The following is a 15052-nucleotide window of genomic DNA, read 5'->3' as shown; positions in this document are numbered from 1 at the left end:
CGAAATGACAGATCGGACTCACTAGTATATCAGTCGCGCAACCAATGATTGGGAGAGACGGCATGGGCGGGTTTGCGGCGATTGGCGAGTGTATGATTGAACTTTCCGGTGCCAATGGCGACCAATGGCGGATGGGTTTTGCCGGCGACACACTTAATACCACTTGGTATGTCCGCGCGCTCACCAAGCCCGAATATCCAGTAGATTATGTCACGGCCTTCGGCGACGACCCCTTCTCCGTCAAACAACGCGCATTTCTCAGTGAAAATGGTATCGAGACCGCCAATAGCCCCATCATTACAGGCGCACGACCCGGGCTGTACGCCATTACGCTGACGGGAGCAGAGCGCTCATTTACCTATTGGCGAAACGACGCCGCTGCTCGCCAACTCGCAGACGATACGGATGCATTGGCAAAGAGCCTTGATGGAAGGGAGATCATTTATTTTTCTGGCATCACCATGGGAATTTTGAGCCCCAAGAACCGCCAGAACGTTCTAAACGCAGTCAGCAATGCGCGCAGGCAAGGCTCCACCATCGCCTTTGACGCCAACTACCGCCCTCGCCTCTGGGAAAACGCAGAAACCGCCCGTCAGGTGTTGAGTAATGCATTCCACGTCGCAGACATCGCATTACCAACATTCCCTGATGAGAATGCACTTTTTGGCGATGCTACACCAGAAGATACGGCCAACCGCATCGCAAGCTATGGTGTGCGGGAAATTGTTGTCAAAGATGGAACGGAACCGGCGCTTGTTGTCGCCGAAGGTAATCGGACCAGCGTACCGGCGGCAATCGCAAAAGCAGTCGACACGACGGGCGCAGGCGATAGTTTCAATGGCGGGTATATTGCTGCACGTCTGGGTGGTCTCAATCCCGTCGAGGCAGCCACGAGCGCCCACAAGGTAGCCGCCCGCGTGGTTGAATTCCACGGCGCGCTTGCCCCCATGAGCGAGGCGCGTGCCGCATTTATTGCTTAAGATTTTTTAAAACTGTACTTGGTCATCTGACTGTAGGTTTCGTCCGGCCGTAGGATCGCCTGTGGGAAGTACGGAAAATGTGTTGAGTCTGGCCAAGTCTGCGCTTCAAAACATAGCGCAGCGTAGTTTTCATAGGTTCTGCCGGTCAGCCCAATGGCAGGCTTTCCGCCGAGCGTGTTGGCCGCATAAAGCTGAACGCCCGGCTCAGTTGTTGATACAGTAAGTTCAACGCCTGAGCGAGCACCCTTGGCTGATGCGACATGACATAGTGGACGACGCTGGCTCGCCAGACAAAAATTGTTGTCATAGATGACTTGTTTGCCATTCTCCTCGCGTCTGACGGTTCTGAACTCGCGAAAATCATGTGTAGTACCGGCGACTGGCAATACCCGCCCATCGGGCAAAAGATCTGCGTCTGTGGGTAGATAAGCCTGCGCATCTATTCTGACCTGGTGATCCAGTGCGTCTGTCGCCCCGCCATCATCGAGATTGAAATAGCTGTGATGGGCCAGATTGCAGATCGTTGCCTTGTCTGTGACTGCATCCATTCGAATAGCCAGAGTGCCCTTCGACTCAAGCATGTAAGTACATGTAATATTCAGATTGCCGGGAAAGCCCATTTCTCCATCAGCCAACTGGATTGTCAGCGTGACGTAATCCGGACCGACCGCGACCACCTGCCAAAGACGTTTGCCTGCGCCTTCCGTGCCACCATGAATATTGTGCAGACCACGGAAGTTCTTCTGCAGCTCGTAGGTCTTTCCATCAATAGTGAGTTCACCGTCACGGATGCGATTGATGGAGCGCCCGATAGTGGCGCCAAGATAGGGCGAATAGGCCGGATAGTCCGCAAAGTCCTGATAGCCAAGCACCAAAGGATGCTCATGCCCTTTTAGCCGCAGGTCCTGAATAACTGCACCCCATGTCAGTATTTTGGCTGTCAGACCGCCGCCAGCTATCGTAATGCGGTGTACCGGCTCACCTGAATCAGTATGACCGAAAACTTCCGTATCCATTTGATTTTGAAAACCTTTGTCTGCTGAATGACCGGTAGCGAAGGTTTCAGCTAATCCTTCACTTTGGCGAAACATGCGGACACGTTGCTGTTCCGCATGCTTCTTATATGATTACCGTTGATTAGAGACCAAGCCCGCCAATGCAGACATACTTTGTATCCAGATAGTCTTCGATCCCCTGATGTCCGCCTTCCTTGCCGAGCCCGGATTCCTTGACACCACCGAAAGGAGCTTCGACTGTCGTGATCAGCCCTTCATTCACGCCCACCATGCCATACTTCAAACCTTCGGAAACGCGAAAAACACGTCCAAGATCCTGTGTGTAGAAATAGCTGGCAAGCCCAAACTGAGTGTTGTTGGCGAGGTCAATGGCTTCCTGCTCTGTCTTAAACTTGTAGATCGGTGCAACAGGGCCGAAAATTTCTTCAGTGGTGAAAAGCATGTCCGGTTTTGCATCGCCGATCACTGTCGGTTCAAAGAAGCTTCCACCCAACGAATGGCGCTTGCCGCCGGTGATGACTTTCCCGCCCTTCTGCTTTGCATCAGCGATAAATTCTTCGACCTTCTCGACAGCCTTTTCATCAATCAACGGGCCCTGTTCGGTTCCGCTTTCAAGACCATTGCCAATCTTGAGCTTTGCGGTTTTTGCAGCAAACTTCTCGACAAAACTGTCGTAAATTCCAGCCTGAACCAGAAACCGGTTGGTGCAAACACAAGTCTGGCCGGAATTACGGAATTTCGCCATGATCGCGCCATCGACAGCACGGTCAACATCAGCATCGTCGAACACGATAAACGGCGCATTTCCGCCAAGCTCCATCGATACCTTCTTGACTGTATCAGCAGCCTGCTTGATCAGAATTTTGCCGATCTCCGTAGAACCCGTAAATGTTATTTTGCGAACAATAGGATTGCTGGTGATTTCGCCGCCGATCTCGCTGGCAGAACCTGTAAGAATATTCACCACACCCTTGGGAATACCTGCCTGTTCGCACAAAATTCCCCAAGCCAGCCCGGAATAAGGTGTCTGCGTTGCAGGTTTGACGACGGCTGTACAACCGGAAGCAAGAGCAGGACCAATTTTACGTGCCAACATGGATGATGGGAAATTCCAAGGGGTAATCGCACCGATAACACCCACGGGTTCTTTGGTAATCATGATTCGCCGGTCAGCCCAGGGTGATGGCACGGTGTCGCCATAAGTGCGCCGCGCCTCTTCGGCATACCAAAGGATATAAGCGGCAGACATACCAACCTCACCCTTGGATTCAGCCAGCGACTTACCCTGCTCAAGCGTCAGCAACTCAGCTAGCGCATCCTGATTGTCGATTATGGCATCGTGCAGCTTTCGCATAAGCTTGGAGCGTTCCAAAGCCGATGTTTTGCGCCATGTCTTGAAGGCCTCAGCCGCAGCGTCAATGGCGCGCTTGGTTTCGGCCTTACCGGAATTAGGCACTGTACCGATGACGAGCCCCGTCGCGGGATTGATGACATTGATCGTCTTGCCCGAATCTGCTGCGATCCACTCGCCATTGATAAGATTCGCCTGCTTCATGAACTGGCTGGATTTCTGCAACATCATATTCTCCCTGTGTTCGAAGGGTTATGCTCTTTTGGTGAATTCCGTGAAGGATAACCATATTGCGCTTGGCAATTGAGCCTTGAGTAAGGCCGTGAGCACACCCTGCTCCTTTTTGGTAAAAGCTGCAACGGTGCAGCTAGCCAAATATATAAGTAACAACTGAGACCCAGAATGCGAGGGTTAGCGCTGATAAAGCGGTAGCCATAACCATCGAGTTTGAAGCCAGCGCCTGCCCTGTACCGAAGCGTGTGGCAATAAGGTAAGAGTTTACACCAGCAGGCAGAGCAGCCGACACAACGGCAATCTTGGCAGTAAATGGCGCAAGTCCCAACAGCCACACAGCCCCTAAAACGATTGCAGGCATCAGCAACAATTTGATGACAGACATGACGAGTGCCGCAGCTATATTGCCTGACACGCCAAACTTCTTCAGACCCATGCCCATTGCGAATAGTGCGACGGGGCCAGCGACACTTGCCAAGGTTTGTATGAGCGCATCAGCCGTCTGCGGCATTGGCAGACCAACGAGCCGCCAAATCCACCCGGCCAGAATCCCAAGCACGAACGGATTTCGCAGCAGGCTTTTGAAAAACGACAGCACAACCGCAGTTAAATGGCCCTCACCACTGAATACGCCATCCCGCCGCATTGCGATCTCGTGCAAGCTGATCGAAGCAGCCATCATGATTGGCATATGTATGGCGACGATAAGCGAAAGTATTGCAAAGCCACTTTGGCCGAAAACCCCAAGAACAAGCGGCATTCCCAAAAAAACCAGATTGGAGAACGATCCGGACACTCCAGCGACGACACCCGCTCGATTGTCCCTGCCAAACATATATTTGATAGCCAGATCAGACGCAGCCCACGCAACAATGACACCTGTGAAATATGCAATCCACAGCGTCCATGGTGCGGCACCGTGAAAATCTGCGGTCACCATAGTTCTGAACAACAGAAGCGGCGCGGCGATCATGAAAACAAAATCAGAGAGCCCATCCCCCACCCGCTCATCAAGCAATTTGAAATGCGCTGCGGCATAAGCGATAGCGATGACACCAAAGACGACGATGATTGTTTGAACAAGACTCATGATCTTCCCGAATAAGCCTCGAAGTTTCCGGGGGCAAGTCCAGAACACGATCACTTTATTTTTGCGAGCCGAATCCCCATCTGCCTGCTAAGGAGAATGAATGATACATCAAACAGGTCGTTCGCTATTATCTATGCTGTTGCTGATATCGGGATTCGTTCTTGTGACGTCGCCCGCTAACGCTACAGATGCTGCTTGGGCAAGAGTTCAACGCGGAGGCTATACCATTCTCATTCAGGGCGGTGACGCTTCAGGTGCCCAAAGCCCCGCAACTGACACGTCTACTGATTGTACGGCACGTACGCTATCTGATCGCGGACACCAGTTGGCCCAGAAACTCGGTGCGCGATTTGCCGCAAGAGGCGTTCGGATCGACAAGGTTTTAACCAGTTCCACCTGCAATGCGCGTGAAACAGCCCGCCTCTCCTTTGGGTCAACTCCCGCAGAAATATTTATCCCTCTTGATCCGGCTCCCAGCGACGGTGCCGCACGTAAAACCCAACTGGAACAGATTCGAACCGCTATCCTCTCTTTTAAGGGCTCCGGTAACCTGGTGTTGTTGACAGATCGTACCAATATAATGGCCCTGACAGGGGTTACACCCAGACCTACCGAAGCCGTTGTAACAGCACCGACCGAGGACGGAGAAACCATTCACGTTGCCGGAAGAATCATATTCGACTAATCACCACTTACTGTTGGGTCTTTCCCTAGCTTGCGAAAAAAGCTAGATACCGGCTCATCAGATAGCAGTGTCTTAGACGAGACACCGGAAACAAAAGGAAAATCAATTGTCCGATACATTTGACAAAGTCGCCGACATCATTGCTGAAACCAGCGAAATTGATCGCGACAGCATCACGCCGGAAAGCCATACAATCGACGATCTTGGCATCGACAGTCTGGACTTCCTCGATATCGTTTTCGCAATCGATAAGGCATTCGGCATCAAGATTCCACTTGAACAGTGGACGCAGGAAGTCAATGACGGCAAGGTTCCGACCGAAGAATACTTCGTGTTGAAGAATCTCTGCGCCAAAATCGACGAGCTCGTCGCTGCCAAGAAGGTCTGATCCGCAGAACGTCGTGGAAGCTGAATATACCTATTAACCGGATGCACCGTAACAACGGTGTTGCGAGACAATGCAGAACAACACCGTCGTTATCACAGGCATCGGACTGATTTCCTCGTTGGGTGAAGGCGTTGATGCCCATTGGCAGGCTTTCAACGATGGAGCAAAACCACGTATAGATGGTGAGCGGTTCAAGCCATACACCGTGCATCCGCTCGGTGAAGTAGACTGGAACAGCCAGATACCGAAGCGCGGCGATCAGCGGCAAATGGAAACTTGGCAGCGTATCGGCACTTATACTGCCGGACTTGCCTTGCAGGATGCTGGCATCAAGGACGACGAAGCCCTCTGTGCGACAATGGATATGGTTGTGGCAGCGGGTGGCGGTGAAAGAGATGTCACAGTAGACACTCAAATTCTCGCTGAAGCACGCGTTCGCAACGATCTCGGAACAATGTTGAATGAAAAGCTGTCCACGGAACTGCGCCCGACGCTTTTCCTCGCGCAACTTTCCAATCTGCTCGCCGGTAATATTTCGATTGTTCACAAGGTAACAGGGTCTTCGCGCACTTTCATGGGTGAAGAAGGTGCTGGTATTTCGGCAATCGACACGGCGGTGTCGCGTATCCGCTCCGGTCAAAGCACACACGCTCTTGTGGGCGGCTCGTACAATGCCGAACATCCCGACATGTTGCTTGGGTTCGAACTGAACCAGATGCTGAAGACCGATGGCTGGTCTCCCGTTTGGCAAAGAGACAGTTCGGCGGGTGGTGGTATAGTCACCGGCTCAGGCGGTGCTTTTCTCGTCCTTGAAAGTGCAGATCATGCGAAGAAGCGCGGCGTTCGCGCCTATGCAGCTATCGATGGCATCTACAGTTCGCAGATTCGCCGCAACCGTGAAAATCTTGGTGAAACAATCGCCAAGCTTCTAGGTGCCGCGAGCGCCGACCAGCCAGCCGATCTGATTGTTTCAGGTGCGACTGGTGCAAAAGCAGCCACTTCTGCAGAAAAATCAGCGCTTGATACTTTTGCCAGTTCCACCATACGTGGACTTTCAAGCAAGACAGGACATTTGCGCGAGGCGCAGTTCCCTCTCGCTGTTGCCATTGCAGCCCTGAGCGTTTTCAAGGGAACAGCCTTTCCGCCACTCGATAGCAAAGACGAGAAAGCTGGTCCTGCGAGTATCTCCAGCGCACTTGCCACATCCATTGGCGCGACCCGTAGTGAAGGCGTTGCTCGCCTGAGCAAGGTTTAAAGGATATACCAATGTCCAAATATACTGATCATCTAGGTCGTCCACTCGTCGCCATTACTGGTCTAGGCGTTGTCTCTTCGCTCGGACAGGGCAAGGAAGAAAACTGGGCGGCGCTAACCTCCGGAACTTCCGGTATCCACACTATAACGCGCTTTGCGCTGGACAATCTGCGTACGCAGATTGCTGGGACTGTTGATTTTCTTGAAGAGAGCAATCAAGGCGCATCGGCACTTTCGCAGAAACTCGCGTCACTCGCAGCAGAAGAAGCAATTGCACAAGCCGGCTTCCCAGTTGATGACTTTGGCGGGCCGCTTTTTCTGGCAGCACCGCCTGTTGAACTCGAATGGCGTAATCGCTTTGCGCTCGATGCATTGGTGAAATCTGAAGGTGAGCCCGGATACGATCTGTTGCTGGCTGCCTGCCGAAAAGCTCCGCAGAGCACCATGTTCAATACCGCAGAGTTTGGTTTCATCGCCGAATGCATCGCCGACAAGTTTGGAACGCGCGGACTGCCGATCACATTGTCAACCGCTTGTGCATCCGGTGCAACGGCAATTCAGCTTGGTGTGGAAGCGATCCGGCGCGGTGAAAGCGACCGCGTTCTGTCAATCGGAACAGACGGCTCGGTTTCGGCCGAAGCTCTGATCCGCTTCTCACTGCTATCGGCGCTTTCAACTCATAATGAGCCTGCTCACAAGGCAGCAAAGCCATTCTCCAAGGACCGTGACGGTTTCGTCATGGCCGAGGGTTCGGGAGCACTTGTTATGGAGTCGCTTGAAGCTGCCGTTGCCCGTGGAGCCAATATTCTTGGCATCATGCGTGGTTGTGGCGAAAAGGCCGATGATTTCCATCGTACGCGGTCAAAGCCAGATGGCTCGCCAGCGATTGGCGCCGTCCGCGCCGCTTTGGATGATGCGGGCATCAAGGAAGACGCTATTGATTATATCAATGCACATGGCACCTCGACTCCGGAAAACGACAAGATGGAGTATTTGGCTCTTTCGACAGTATTCGGTGAGCGCATCTCATCGCTGCCGGTTTCCTCGAACAAGTCGATGATTGGCCATACACTGACTGCTGCTGGTGCTATCGAAGCAGTCTTTTCTGTTCTGACAATTCAGACCGGAACGATCCCGCCAACCATCAATTATGACAACCCGGATCCTGCAATAGTGCTCGACGTTGTTCCCAACGTGAAGCGTGAAGCAAGCGTTTCGGCGGTGCTTTCCAGCTCTTTTGGGTTCGGCGGACAAAATACATGTCTTGTCATGACGGCAGAACCGAACTAATCCGGGGCCTGAATTAGAGCAATTCCAGAGAAAAGGCGAAAATCGCTTTTCCAGACGGAAGTGCATAAACCAAAAATGAGCGGCCCACTGCCTTTCCAAGGCAGCGTCGTTCCGGGAAACGGACATGCGTGCATTACAGCTGATCGAAGATCGCAAACTCGAAATCGTTGATGTTGCTCCTCCGCCTCCACCCGGTCCCGGCGAAGTGACAGTCAACATCAAAGCGGTTGCACTCAACCATATCGATGTTTGGGGCTGGCGTGGCATGGCCTTTGCCAAACGGAAAATGCCCTTGACTATCGGAGCGGAAGCATCCGGCGTGGTCGACGCCATTGGCCCAGGTGTCAGCAATCTCCTGCCCGGGCAACTGGTTTCGATTTATGGCGCACAGACCTGCGGCCTTTGCCGCGCTTGCCGCGAAGGTCGTGACAATCTTTGCGAGCATGTTTCAGGCGTTCACGGCTTCCATCTTGATGGTTTTGCTCAGGAGAAGGTGAACCTCAAGGCGCGGCTTCTGGTTCCCGCACCTCCCGGCGTTGATGAAATCGGCGCAGCCGTTGCTCCGGTCACATTCGGCACGGTTGAACATATGTTGTTTGACAATGCGAAACTTGAAGCAGGTGAAACCATTCTGGTGCATGCTGGTGGATCGGGCATCGGTTCTGCCGCAATCCAGCTTGCCAAGAAAATGGGCTGCACGGTCATCACGACTGTTGGTTCTGACAACAAGATCGAAAAAGCCAAGGCGCTTGGCGCGGATCACGTCATCAATTACCGCGAAGACCGTTTCGAAGGCGTCGTGCGTAAACTTACCAAGAAAAAAGGTGTTGATGTTGTTTTCGAGCATGTTGGCGCCGATACCTGGGCTGGCTCTATGCTGTCACTTCGGCGCGGTGGTCGTCTCGTTACCTGTGGGTCAACGTCAGGCGTGTCAACAAGCATGAACCTGATGATGCTATTCCAGCAGCAATTGAAACTGCTTGGTTCATTTGGTTGCCGCATGGAAAACATGGCAGATGCGATGCAGAAGATGGCGCGCGGTCTGGTCCATCCTGTCATCGATACGGAAGTCGGTTTCGATGATATTGATACAGCCCTAAAGCGGATGGAAGGCCGGGATGTTTTCGGCAAGATCATTTTGCGCGTTAACTGATTCCGTATGAAACTCGACAAAAAACTAGCGCTGTACCGATGGAGCCAGAGGTTGAAGTCGGTCAACTACTGGCTCTCGGCGAATATTATTTTCGGCACACTTTGGCTTCTACGCCAGTTGCCAGCCAAAGCAGCGATGGATTTCATTGATGCTTCCGCTCGCAAGATCGGTCCCCTGATGGGTCGACACCGCGTAGCCATGACCAATCTGCGCAAAGCCTATCCGGAAAAATCTGAAGAAGAGCTACAGCAGATAGCGCGCGACATGTGGGGAAACATGGCACGGCTGACTGCTGAGTATGTCTTTCTTGATGCAATCTTTGATTACGACCCTCATAGCGACAAGCAAGGACTGATAGAAGTTCAGGGCCGTGAAATCTTCGAGCGTATTCGCGATGAGAAAGACCGTCCCCATATTTTCTTTACCGGCCATACCGGTAACTTCGAACTATTGCCCATCTGCGCCGCAACGTTCGAATTGAACGTAACGGCTCTTTTTCGCCCGCCGAACAATCCTTATGTCGCCAAAAAAATTCTCGGCGCACGACGCACGAATATGGGTCATTTGGTGCCATCAAAAGCGGGCGCAGCGTGGTCGCTTGCCAGTGTTTTGAACGCAGACGGTAATGTTGGCATGTTGGTCGATCAAAAATTCCACCGTGGCATTCCAACGACTTTCTTTAATCGTCCCTGCAAGACCAATCCTCTATTGGCCAAACTTGCACGCCAGTATGAGTGCGACGTCTATCCAGCTCGTTGCGTGCGTCTGCCGGGCGGACGTTTCCGTCTGGAACTTGAAGAAAAAATGGAACTGCCGCGCGATGAAAAAGGCGCTATCGACCTCACTGCAACAGCACAGGCGCTGAACGACAAGGTTGAAAGCTGGGTTCGTGAATATCCCGGTCAGTGGATGTGGTTCCACAAACGCTGGAATAAATAGCAACTTAGTAATAGTTCATGACTGCATGCTTTGCTTCGGCAAAAAACAGCCAACGCTCAACAAAAATACCCAACGCATGACTAGCAACAGCAACGCTCATTAATACTTTTTCTGTCAGGCCATTGCCCAACGCCATAGCTGCGAGCAAAGCTATGACGGGTAAAACTACCCCGCTTAGTAACGCAATAATCCAAAGCTTGGCAGCATGTTTGCGAGCAATGCGAAAACCCATCTCGCGTGTGAGATAATTGTCGAGGGAATGTGGCCGTTCAAACAACCGCACCTTACCGATGAAACCAAGTCCGGTGGCGCTCTCAGGTGTCGATAGGGGTGTAAGTGTCCCGCTGCGATTGCGCCAGATCATCTTGGCAATCAGCGCCATAAGCAGGAACACTATAGCCAACAACTTCAGCACCAGCGCTCCGGAGAAAGCACTTGCCAGCAAAAATCCACTGGCTAGTGAAAACAGCAGGAAACAGATTGGCGTGAGCTTCGTATGCCAAGAATCTACGGTCTTGAGTGAGCCATATATCATTGATGTGCAATAGACTGTGATCAGTGATCCGAGAATACCAATCAAGCCCAAAATCAAATCAAACCTGTTAGCGAAAATTGCCAAACCGGCACTCAGCGTTAAAGGAATGAACGTGGTGATAGCCATAACGCCTTCGCGCGATAACCAGCTGGAGCGCCATTGGCTCAACGCCCGCCATGCTCTCTGTGGATTGCCCAGATGGAAAAGCGATGCAATCAACCCTGCTCCAATCAGGGTAATGGACATCAGATAGGCAAGCTTCGTCGCAATCACAGGTGGATCGAGAAAACCAAGCCCGAGCACGACCGCAAGACCGTAGCCCATTCCCGACAAAGTCGTAAAAATGATCATCGAAAAAGCCGGATGCATCAGATTCTATCCAGCGTCTTATCTAACCACGCAAAGAAACCGCGCGCACCTTCCGTATTTTCCGCAAGCGGAATGATTGGCGCGACATCGCTAAGCGAGCGACGCGGACGAGGTGGCAGGTACTTATTTGTCGGCCTCGTATCTTGCTCGGGCATGAGATCAAAACCACCTCGTTCAGCAACCATGATCGATACATCCGAAAGCGGATCGCCAAGATCGCCAAAGTGCCGGGCATTGACTGGGCAGGTTCTGACGCAGGAGGGAATACGATCCTCTTGCTTCAGGGTTTCATTGTAGACCCGATCAACACATAGCGTGCATTTCTTCATCACTCCTGCGGCCAGATCCATCTCGCGTGCGCCATAGGCGCAGGACCAAGCGCAAAGCCCGCAACCGATGCACTTTTTCTCATCGACCAGAACAATGCCATCCTCAGCGCGCTTGTAGGAGGCCCCTGTCGGACAGACTGTCACGCAAGGTGCATCCTCGCAGTGAAGACAGGATTTCGGAAAATGCACCACACGTGCTTCTCCCGCTTCGCCGATGATCTGCCCACCTTCGGGAACCACTTCGAAGCTGTGGATGCGGTTAAGAAATGTGCCTGACACGTCAGCACCATAGGCATGCTGGTCGGACAAGGCATTGCCATAACCGCCAGTATTCCATTCCTTGCAGCTGATCACACATGCATGACAGCCTACGCAAACATCAAGATCGATAACCAGACCAAGCTTCTTCGAGGTACGGTTGTGCGGCAGGCTTGTCATTTCGCCCACTCTTGTCCATACCGCAACTCATCTGCCGCCGGATTCTGACTACCGGGACGATTTATAGCCTTGAAATGCGGCTCGCTGATCCTCTCACCCGCTTCCGCCTTTTCTATCCGCACCCGCAAATCATACCATGCTGCCTGACCTGTAACCGGATCAGAATTGGACCAGCGCATGCCGTCGGATTTTGGCGGCAATAACTCGTGAATGAGATGATTGAGAAGAAATCCCTTCGTAGCTTCAGGTGCCTTGGGATCAAGGGCCCAAGCGCCCCCGCGTTTACCGATCGCGTTCCATGTCCACATGGTTCTACCGTTTACTGCATCAGTTCGAGCGATTTCGCATTTGATCCGGCCGTGATGCGAGATCACCCATACCCAATCGCCATCCCTCAGTCCAAGCTCATCACAAATTCCACCGGGCACATAGAGCGGGTTTTTCGTATGGATTTGCCGCAGCCATGCATTTTGCGATCCCCAAGAATGATACATAGCCATCGGACGCTGTGTAATGGCGTGGTAGGGAAATTCAACCGTGTTAATGCCCTGCTCTTCAAAGGGGCGGTACCAGTCTGGCAGCGGGTCGAAACAATCCAGCAAGCGTTGCCTGTATTGCTCAGGTGCGATAGGTTTTCGGATGCCTTGCGCTGACAAGCGGAATTTCTGCAACGTCTCGACGTATAATTGGATCGTCACTGGCTGCGGCGTATCGAAGAAACCCATATCGATTGCAAACTGCTGATACGCGGCATTGTGGTGTTTGAAGTAAAGCGCTTCCTGTGGAATATGCTTTGTCCAGAATGCTCCATTATCAATATAGTTTTTTATCTGATCCTGATTTGGGTCGCCCCTACCCTCGCTATCAGCTTTCTCGCCACGCCAACCGGACAATGGCCCGATTCCCGGCTTGCGCTGATGATTGACGATATAGTCCGCATAATCTTTATAAAGCGCCTCGCCCCGTTCATTTACAAAGCCTGGCAATTTCAATCGGGCTCCAAGATCGATCAGCACCGATTGAAACCCGCGTACATCGCGATCAGGTTTTATGACAGGCCAGCGAATTGCATCGCATACAGCTTCCGGCTCGGAAATCGGCCGGTCCAGCAGAGAAATACAATCATGGCGCTCAAGATAAGTCGTGTCCGGCAAAATAAGATCAGCGTACGCAACCATCTCCGACGAATAGGCATCTGAGTAGATAATTTTCGGAATCTTATACTCGCCAGTTGCCTCATCGCGCTCCTCCAACATCTTTATCGTGCCGCGCGTATTCATCGAGGAATTCCACGCCATATTCGCCATATAGAGGAACAAGACGTCGACTGGATAAGGGTCGCCCGCGTGAGCATTGGCGATGACCATATGCATCATTCCATGGGCAGACAGTGGAGCCTCCCACGAAAAAGCCTTGTCGATACGCTGTGGCTTGCCGTTAGCGTCAACAAGCAAATCTTCCGGCCCAAGCGGATAGCCGAGATGCGGCCCCGCCAAAGGCTTGCCAGGCACGACATGCTCGGGGCGGCCATGAGGCCGTGGATGTGCTGTGGCCGGTTTGGGGTATGGCGGCTTGTAACGATAGCCACCTGGACAATCGATTGAGCCAATTATCGTCTGCAAGACATGTAGAGCGCGGGCCGATTGAAAACCGTTCGAGTGGGCCGAGATACCACGCATGGCATGAAAGCTCACGGGACGACCGATCATAACCTCATGCTGTTCACCTTTCATATCGGTCCAAGGCTGCTCGACAATGATTTCTTCTTCAAAGGCAACACGGGCAATTTCTGCTGCCAGTCCGCGAATTGTTTGTGCTGAGATTCCGGTTTCAGCAGCGATTGAATCCGGTGCATATTGGGAATCCAGATATTTCTCCGCCATCAAGCGCAGAACACTACGCACCTTTACTCCATCCGGTGTGACGAAATCGGCGTTAAGATCGGCGATATAGCCCGGTGCGTCAAAGCGTATAATGGCACCGGACTTCCGGTCTCTTACCAACGCCTTACCAAGATCATCACGCAGAAACAGGCCATGATCTTCATGCCCTTCTTTATCTATAACGAGCCAAGGGGCATTGGTGTATCGGGCAAGATAATCGAGATCGATTTTGCCTGTGCGGAAAAGCTCATGAATAATACTGAGCACAAGCAGCCCGTCGGTACCCGGCCTGATTCCAATCCAATTATCGGCTATGGCGGAATATCCCGTGCGAACGGGATTGACTGAAACAAAGCGCGCGCCCCGCTTTTTCAGCTTGGAAATGCCGATCTTGATAGGATTGGAATCATGATCTTCTGCCACGCCGAAGAGCACGAACAGCTTCGTTTTATCCCAATCCGGCGCACCGAACTCCCAAAAGGCTCCGCCGATTGTATAGATACCGGCAGCGGCCATGTTAACCGAGCAGAAGCCGCCATGCGCCGCATAATTGGGGGTTCCAAAATTCTGCGCCCAGAAGCTTGTTAACGCTTGGCTTTGATCTCGCCCGGTAAAGAAAGCGAGCCTTTGCGGTGCAGTATTGCGGATTGGTTGCAACCAATCTACAGCCAGTGAAAGCGCTTCCTCCCAGCTGATTTCCTTGAATTCGCCCGATCCACGCGGGCCGGTGCGCAGCAACGGTGCACGCAATCGAGCTGGCGAATAATGCTGCATAATTCCGGCAGAACCTTTAGCGCACAGCACACCCTTATTGATTGGATGATCGCGATTGCCCTCGATGTAACGGACTTTACCATCCTTCAAATGGACATCAATTCCGCAGCGGCAGGCACACATATAACAGGTGGTTTTGGCAACTTCGTCACCAACCGGCAGCGACAAGGCAAGGCGTGGTTCGGAATTCATGTCTTGTTGCCCCGCTTATTATCAGCTTCAGCTCCTGTTTTATAAGAACAATTCCAATCTACCAAACACTCAAACGACATCTCACCAAGAAAGTGGCATTTTGCCATCCGTTAGAAACTTGCCTCTTGCCAAATCAGGATACCGCCTGATTT

Annotated in this window: 13 protein-coding genes; 7 read left to right on the top strand and 6 right to left on the bottom strand. The window is 52.3% G+C overall.

Annotation, left to right across the window (positions count from 1 at the left end; translation table 11 throughout):
• Positions 1-62: 62 nt before the first annotated feature.
• On the top strand, positions 63-980 hold the full coding sequence (locus tag ABKW30_RS14345; RefSeq protein WP_348599589.1) for a sugar kinase: 918 nt from the start codon (positions 63-65) through the stop codon (positions 978-980).
• Here the strand turns inward: ABKW30_RS14345 and ABKW30_RS14340 are convergent.
• The 3 genes from ABKW30_RS14340 to ABKW30_RS14330 form a co-directional block, all read right to left on the bottom strand.
• A complete protein-coding gene (locus ABKW30_RS14340) occupies positions 977-1996 on the bottom strand; it encodes an aldose epimerase family protein (RefSeq protein ID WP_348599588.1) in 1020 nt (339 codons plus the stop codon). The genes ABKW30_RS14345 and ABKW30_RS14340 overlap by 4 nt on opposite strands.
• A 121-nt stretch (positions 1997-2117) precedes the next feature.
• Positions 2118-3575 (bottom strand): NAD-dependent succinate-semialdehyde dehydrogenase, encoded by a 1458-nt coding sequence (locus ABKW30_RS14335; RefSeq protein ID WP_348599809.1) that lies wholly within the window; start codon positions 3573-3575, stop codon positions 2118-2120.
• A gap of 139 nt (positions 3576-3714) precedes the next feature.
• Positions 3715-4674 carry an AEC family transporter gene (locus tag ABKW30_RS14330; RefSeq protein ID WP_348599808.1) on the bottom strand — a complete coding sequence of 320 codons (960 nt, stop codon included), beginning with the start codon at positions 4672-4674 and terminating at the stop codon, positions 3715-3717.
• A gap of 97 nt (positions 4675-4771) precedes the next feature.
• Here ABKW30_RS14330 and ABKW30_RS14325 point away from each other — a divergent pair, with 97 nt between their 5' ends.
• The 6 genes from ABKW30_RS14325 to ABKW30_RS14300 all read left to right on the top strand — a co-directional run bounded on the left by ABKW30_RS14325 (position 4772) and on the right by ABKW30_RS14300 (position 10380).
• Positions 4772-5356 (top strand): histidine phosphatase family protein, encoded by a 585-nt coding sequence (locus ABKW30_RS14325; protein WP_348599587.1) that lies wholly within the window; start codon positions 4772-4774, stop codon positions 5354-5356.
• Between the two features lie 106 nt (positions 5357-5462).
• A complete protein-coding gene (locus tag ABKW30_RS14320; RefSeq protein ID WP_348599586.1) occupies positions 5463-5744 on the top strand; it encodes an acyl carrier protein in 282 nt (93 codons plus the stop codon).
• Between the two features lie 70 nt (positions 5745-5814).
• A complete protein-coding gene (locus ABKW30_RS14315) occupies positions 5815-6999 on the top strand; it encodes a beta-ketoacyl-ACP synthase (RefSeq protein WP_348599585.1) in 1185 nt (394 codons plus the stop codon).
• A gap of 11 nt (positions 7000-7010) precedes the next feature.
• Entirely contained in the window at positions 7011-8288 is a 1278-nt protein-coding gene (locus ABKW30_RS14310) for a beta-ketoacyl-ACP synthase (protein WP_348599584.1), read from the top strand.
• Positions 8289-8412: 124 nt separating this feature from the next.
• The gene (locus ABKW30_RS14305) at positions 8413-9441 is read left to right on the top strand and encodes a zinc-binding dehydrogenase (RefSeq protein WP_348599583.1); all 1029 of its coding nucleotides are present in this window, start codon (positions 8413-8415) and stop codon (positions 9439-9441) included.
• Between the two features lie 6 nt (positions 9442-9447).
• Positions 9448-10380, top strand: a complete 933-nt coding sequence (locus ABKW30_RS14300) for a lipid A biosynthesis lauroyl acyltransferase (protein ID WP_348599582.1) — start codon at positions 9448-9450, stop codon at positions 10378-10380.
• A gap of 4 nt (positions 10381-10384) precedes the next feature.
• Here ABKW30_RS14300 and ABKW30_RS14295 read toward each other — a convergent pair whose 3' ends face one another.
• The 3 genes from ABKW30_RS14295 to ABKW30_RS14285 are packed head-to-tail and all read right to left on the bottom strand — an operon-like array spanning position 10385 to position 14900.
• A complete protein-coding gene (locus ABKW30_RS14295; protein ID WP_348599581.1) occupies positions 10385-11284 on the bottom strand; it encodes a DmsC/YnfH family molybdoenzyme membrane anchor subunit in 900 nt (299 codons plus the stop codon).
• A complete protein-coding gene (locus ABKW30_RS14290; protein ID WP_348599580.1) occupies positions 11284-12051 on the bottom strand; it encodes a 4Fe-4S dicluster domain-containing protein in 768 nt (255 codons plus the stop codon). Before ABKW30_RS14290 ends, ABKW30_RS14295 begins: the two co-directional genes overlap by 1 nt.
• Positions 12048-14900: a molybdopterin oxidoreductase family protein gene (locus tag ABKW30_RS14285; RefSeq protein WP_348599579.1), complete on the bottom strand. Its 2853-nt coding sequence runs from the start codon at positions 14898-14900 to the stop codon at positions 12048-12050. Before ABKW30_RS14285 ends, ABKW30_RS14290 begins: the two co-directional genes overlap by 4 nt.
• Between the last annotated feature and the right edge of the window lie 152 nt (positions 14901-15052).

The organism is Phyllobacterium sp. SB3, from assembly GCF_040009165.1.
Lineage (GTDB): Bacteria > Pseudomonadota > Alphaproteobacteria > Rhizobiales > Rhizobiaceae > Phyllobacterium.
Note: the sequence above shows the minus strand (reverse complement) of the source record. Positions and strands in the feature narration are given on the sequence as shown.

Bases quoted from the DNA above. Each gene is read 5' to 3' on its own strand.
- ABKW30_RS14345 (WP_348599589.1), top strand. From the start codon at position 63: ATGGGCGGGTTTGCGGCGATTGGCGAGTGTATGATTGAACTTTCCGGT.
- ABKW30_RS14340 (WP_348599588.1), bottom strand. From the start codon at position 1,996: ATGGATACGGAAGTTTTCGGTCATACTGATTCAGGTGAGCCGGTACAC.
- ABKW30_RS14335 (WP_348599809.1), bottom strand. From the start codon at position 3,575: ATGTTGCAGAAATCCAGCCAGTTCATGAAGCAGGCGAATCTTATCAAT.
- ABKW30_RS14325 (WP_348599587.1), top strand. From the start codon at position 4,772: ATGATACATCAAACAGGTCGTTCGCTATTATCTATGCTGTTGCTGATA.
- ABKW30_RS14315 (WP_348599585.1), top strand. From the start codon at position 5,815: ATGCAGAACAACACCGTCGTTATCACAGGCATCGGACTGATTTCCTCG.
- ABKW30_RS14310 (WP_348599584.1), top strand. From the start codon at position 7,011: ATGTCCAAATATACTGATCATCTAGGTCGTCCACTCGTCGCCATTACT.
- ABKW30_RS14305 (WP_348599583.1), top strand. From the start codon at position 8,413: ATGCGTGCATTACAGCTGATCGAAGATCGCAAACTCGAAATCGTTGAT.
- ABKW30_RS14300 (WP_348599582.1), top strand. From the start codon at position 9,448: ATGAAACTCGACAAAAAACTAGCGCTGTACCGATGGAGCCAGAGGTTG.
- ABKW30_RS14295 (WP_348599581.1), bottom strand. From the start codon at position 11,284: ATGCATCCGGCTTTTTCGATGATCATTTTTACGACTTTGTCGGGAATG.
- ABKW30_RS14290 (WP_348599580.1), bottom strand. From the start codon at position 12,051: ATGACAAGCCTGCCGCACAACCGTACCTCGAAGAAGCTTGGTCTGGTT.
- ABKW30_RS14285 (WP_348599579.1), bottom strand. From the start codon at position 14,900: ATGAATTCCGAACCACGCCTTGCCTTGTCGCTGCCGGTTGGTGACGAA.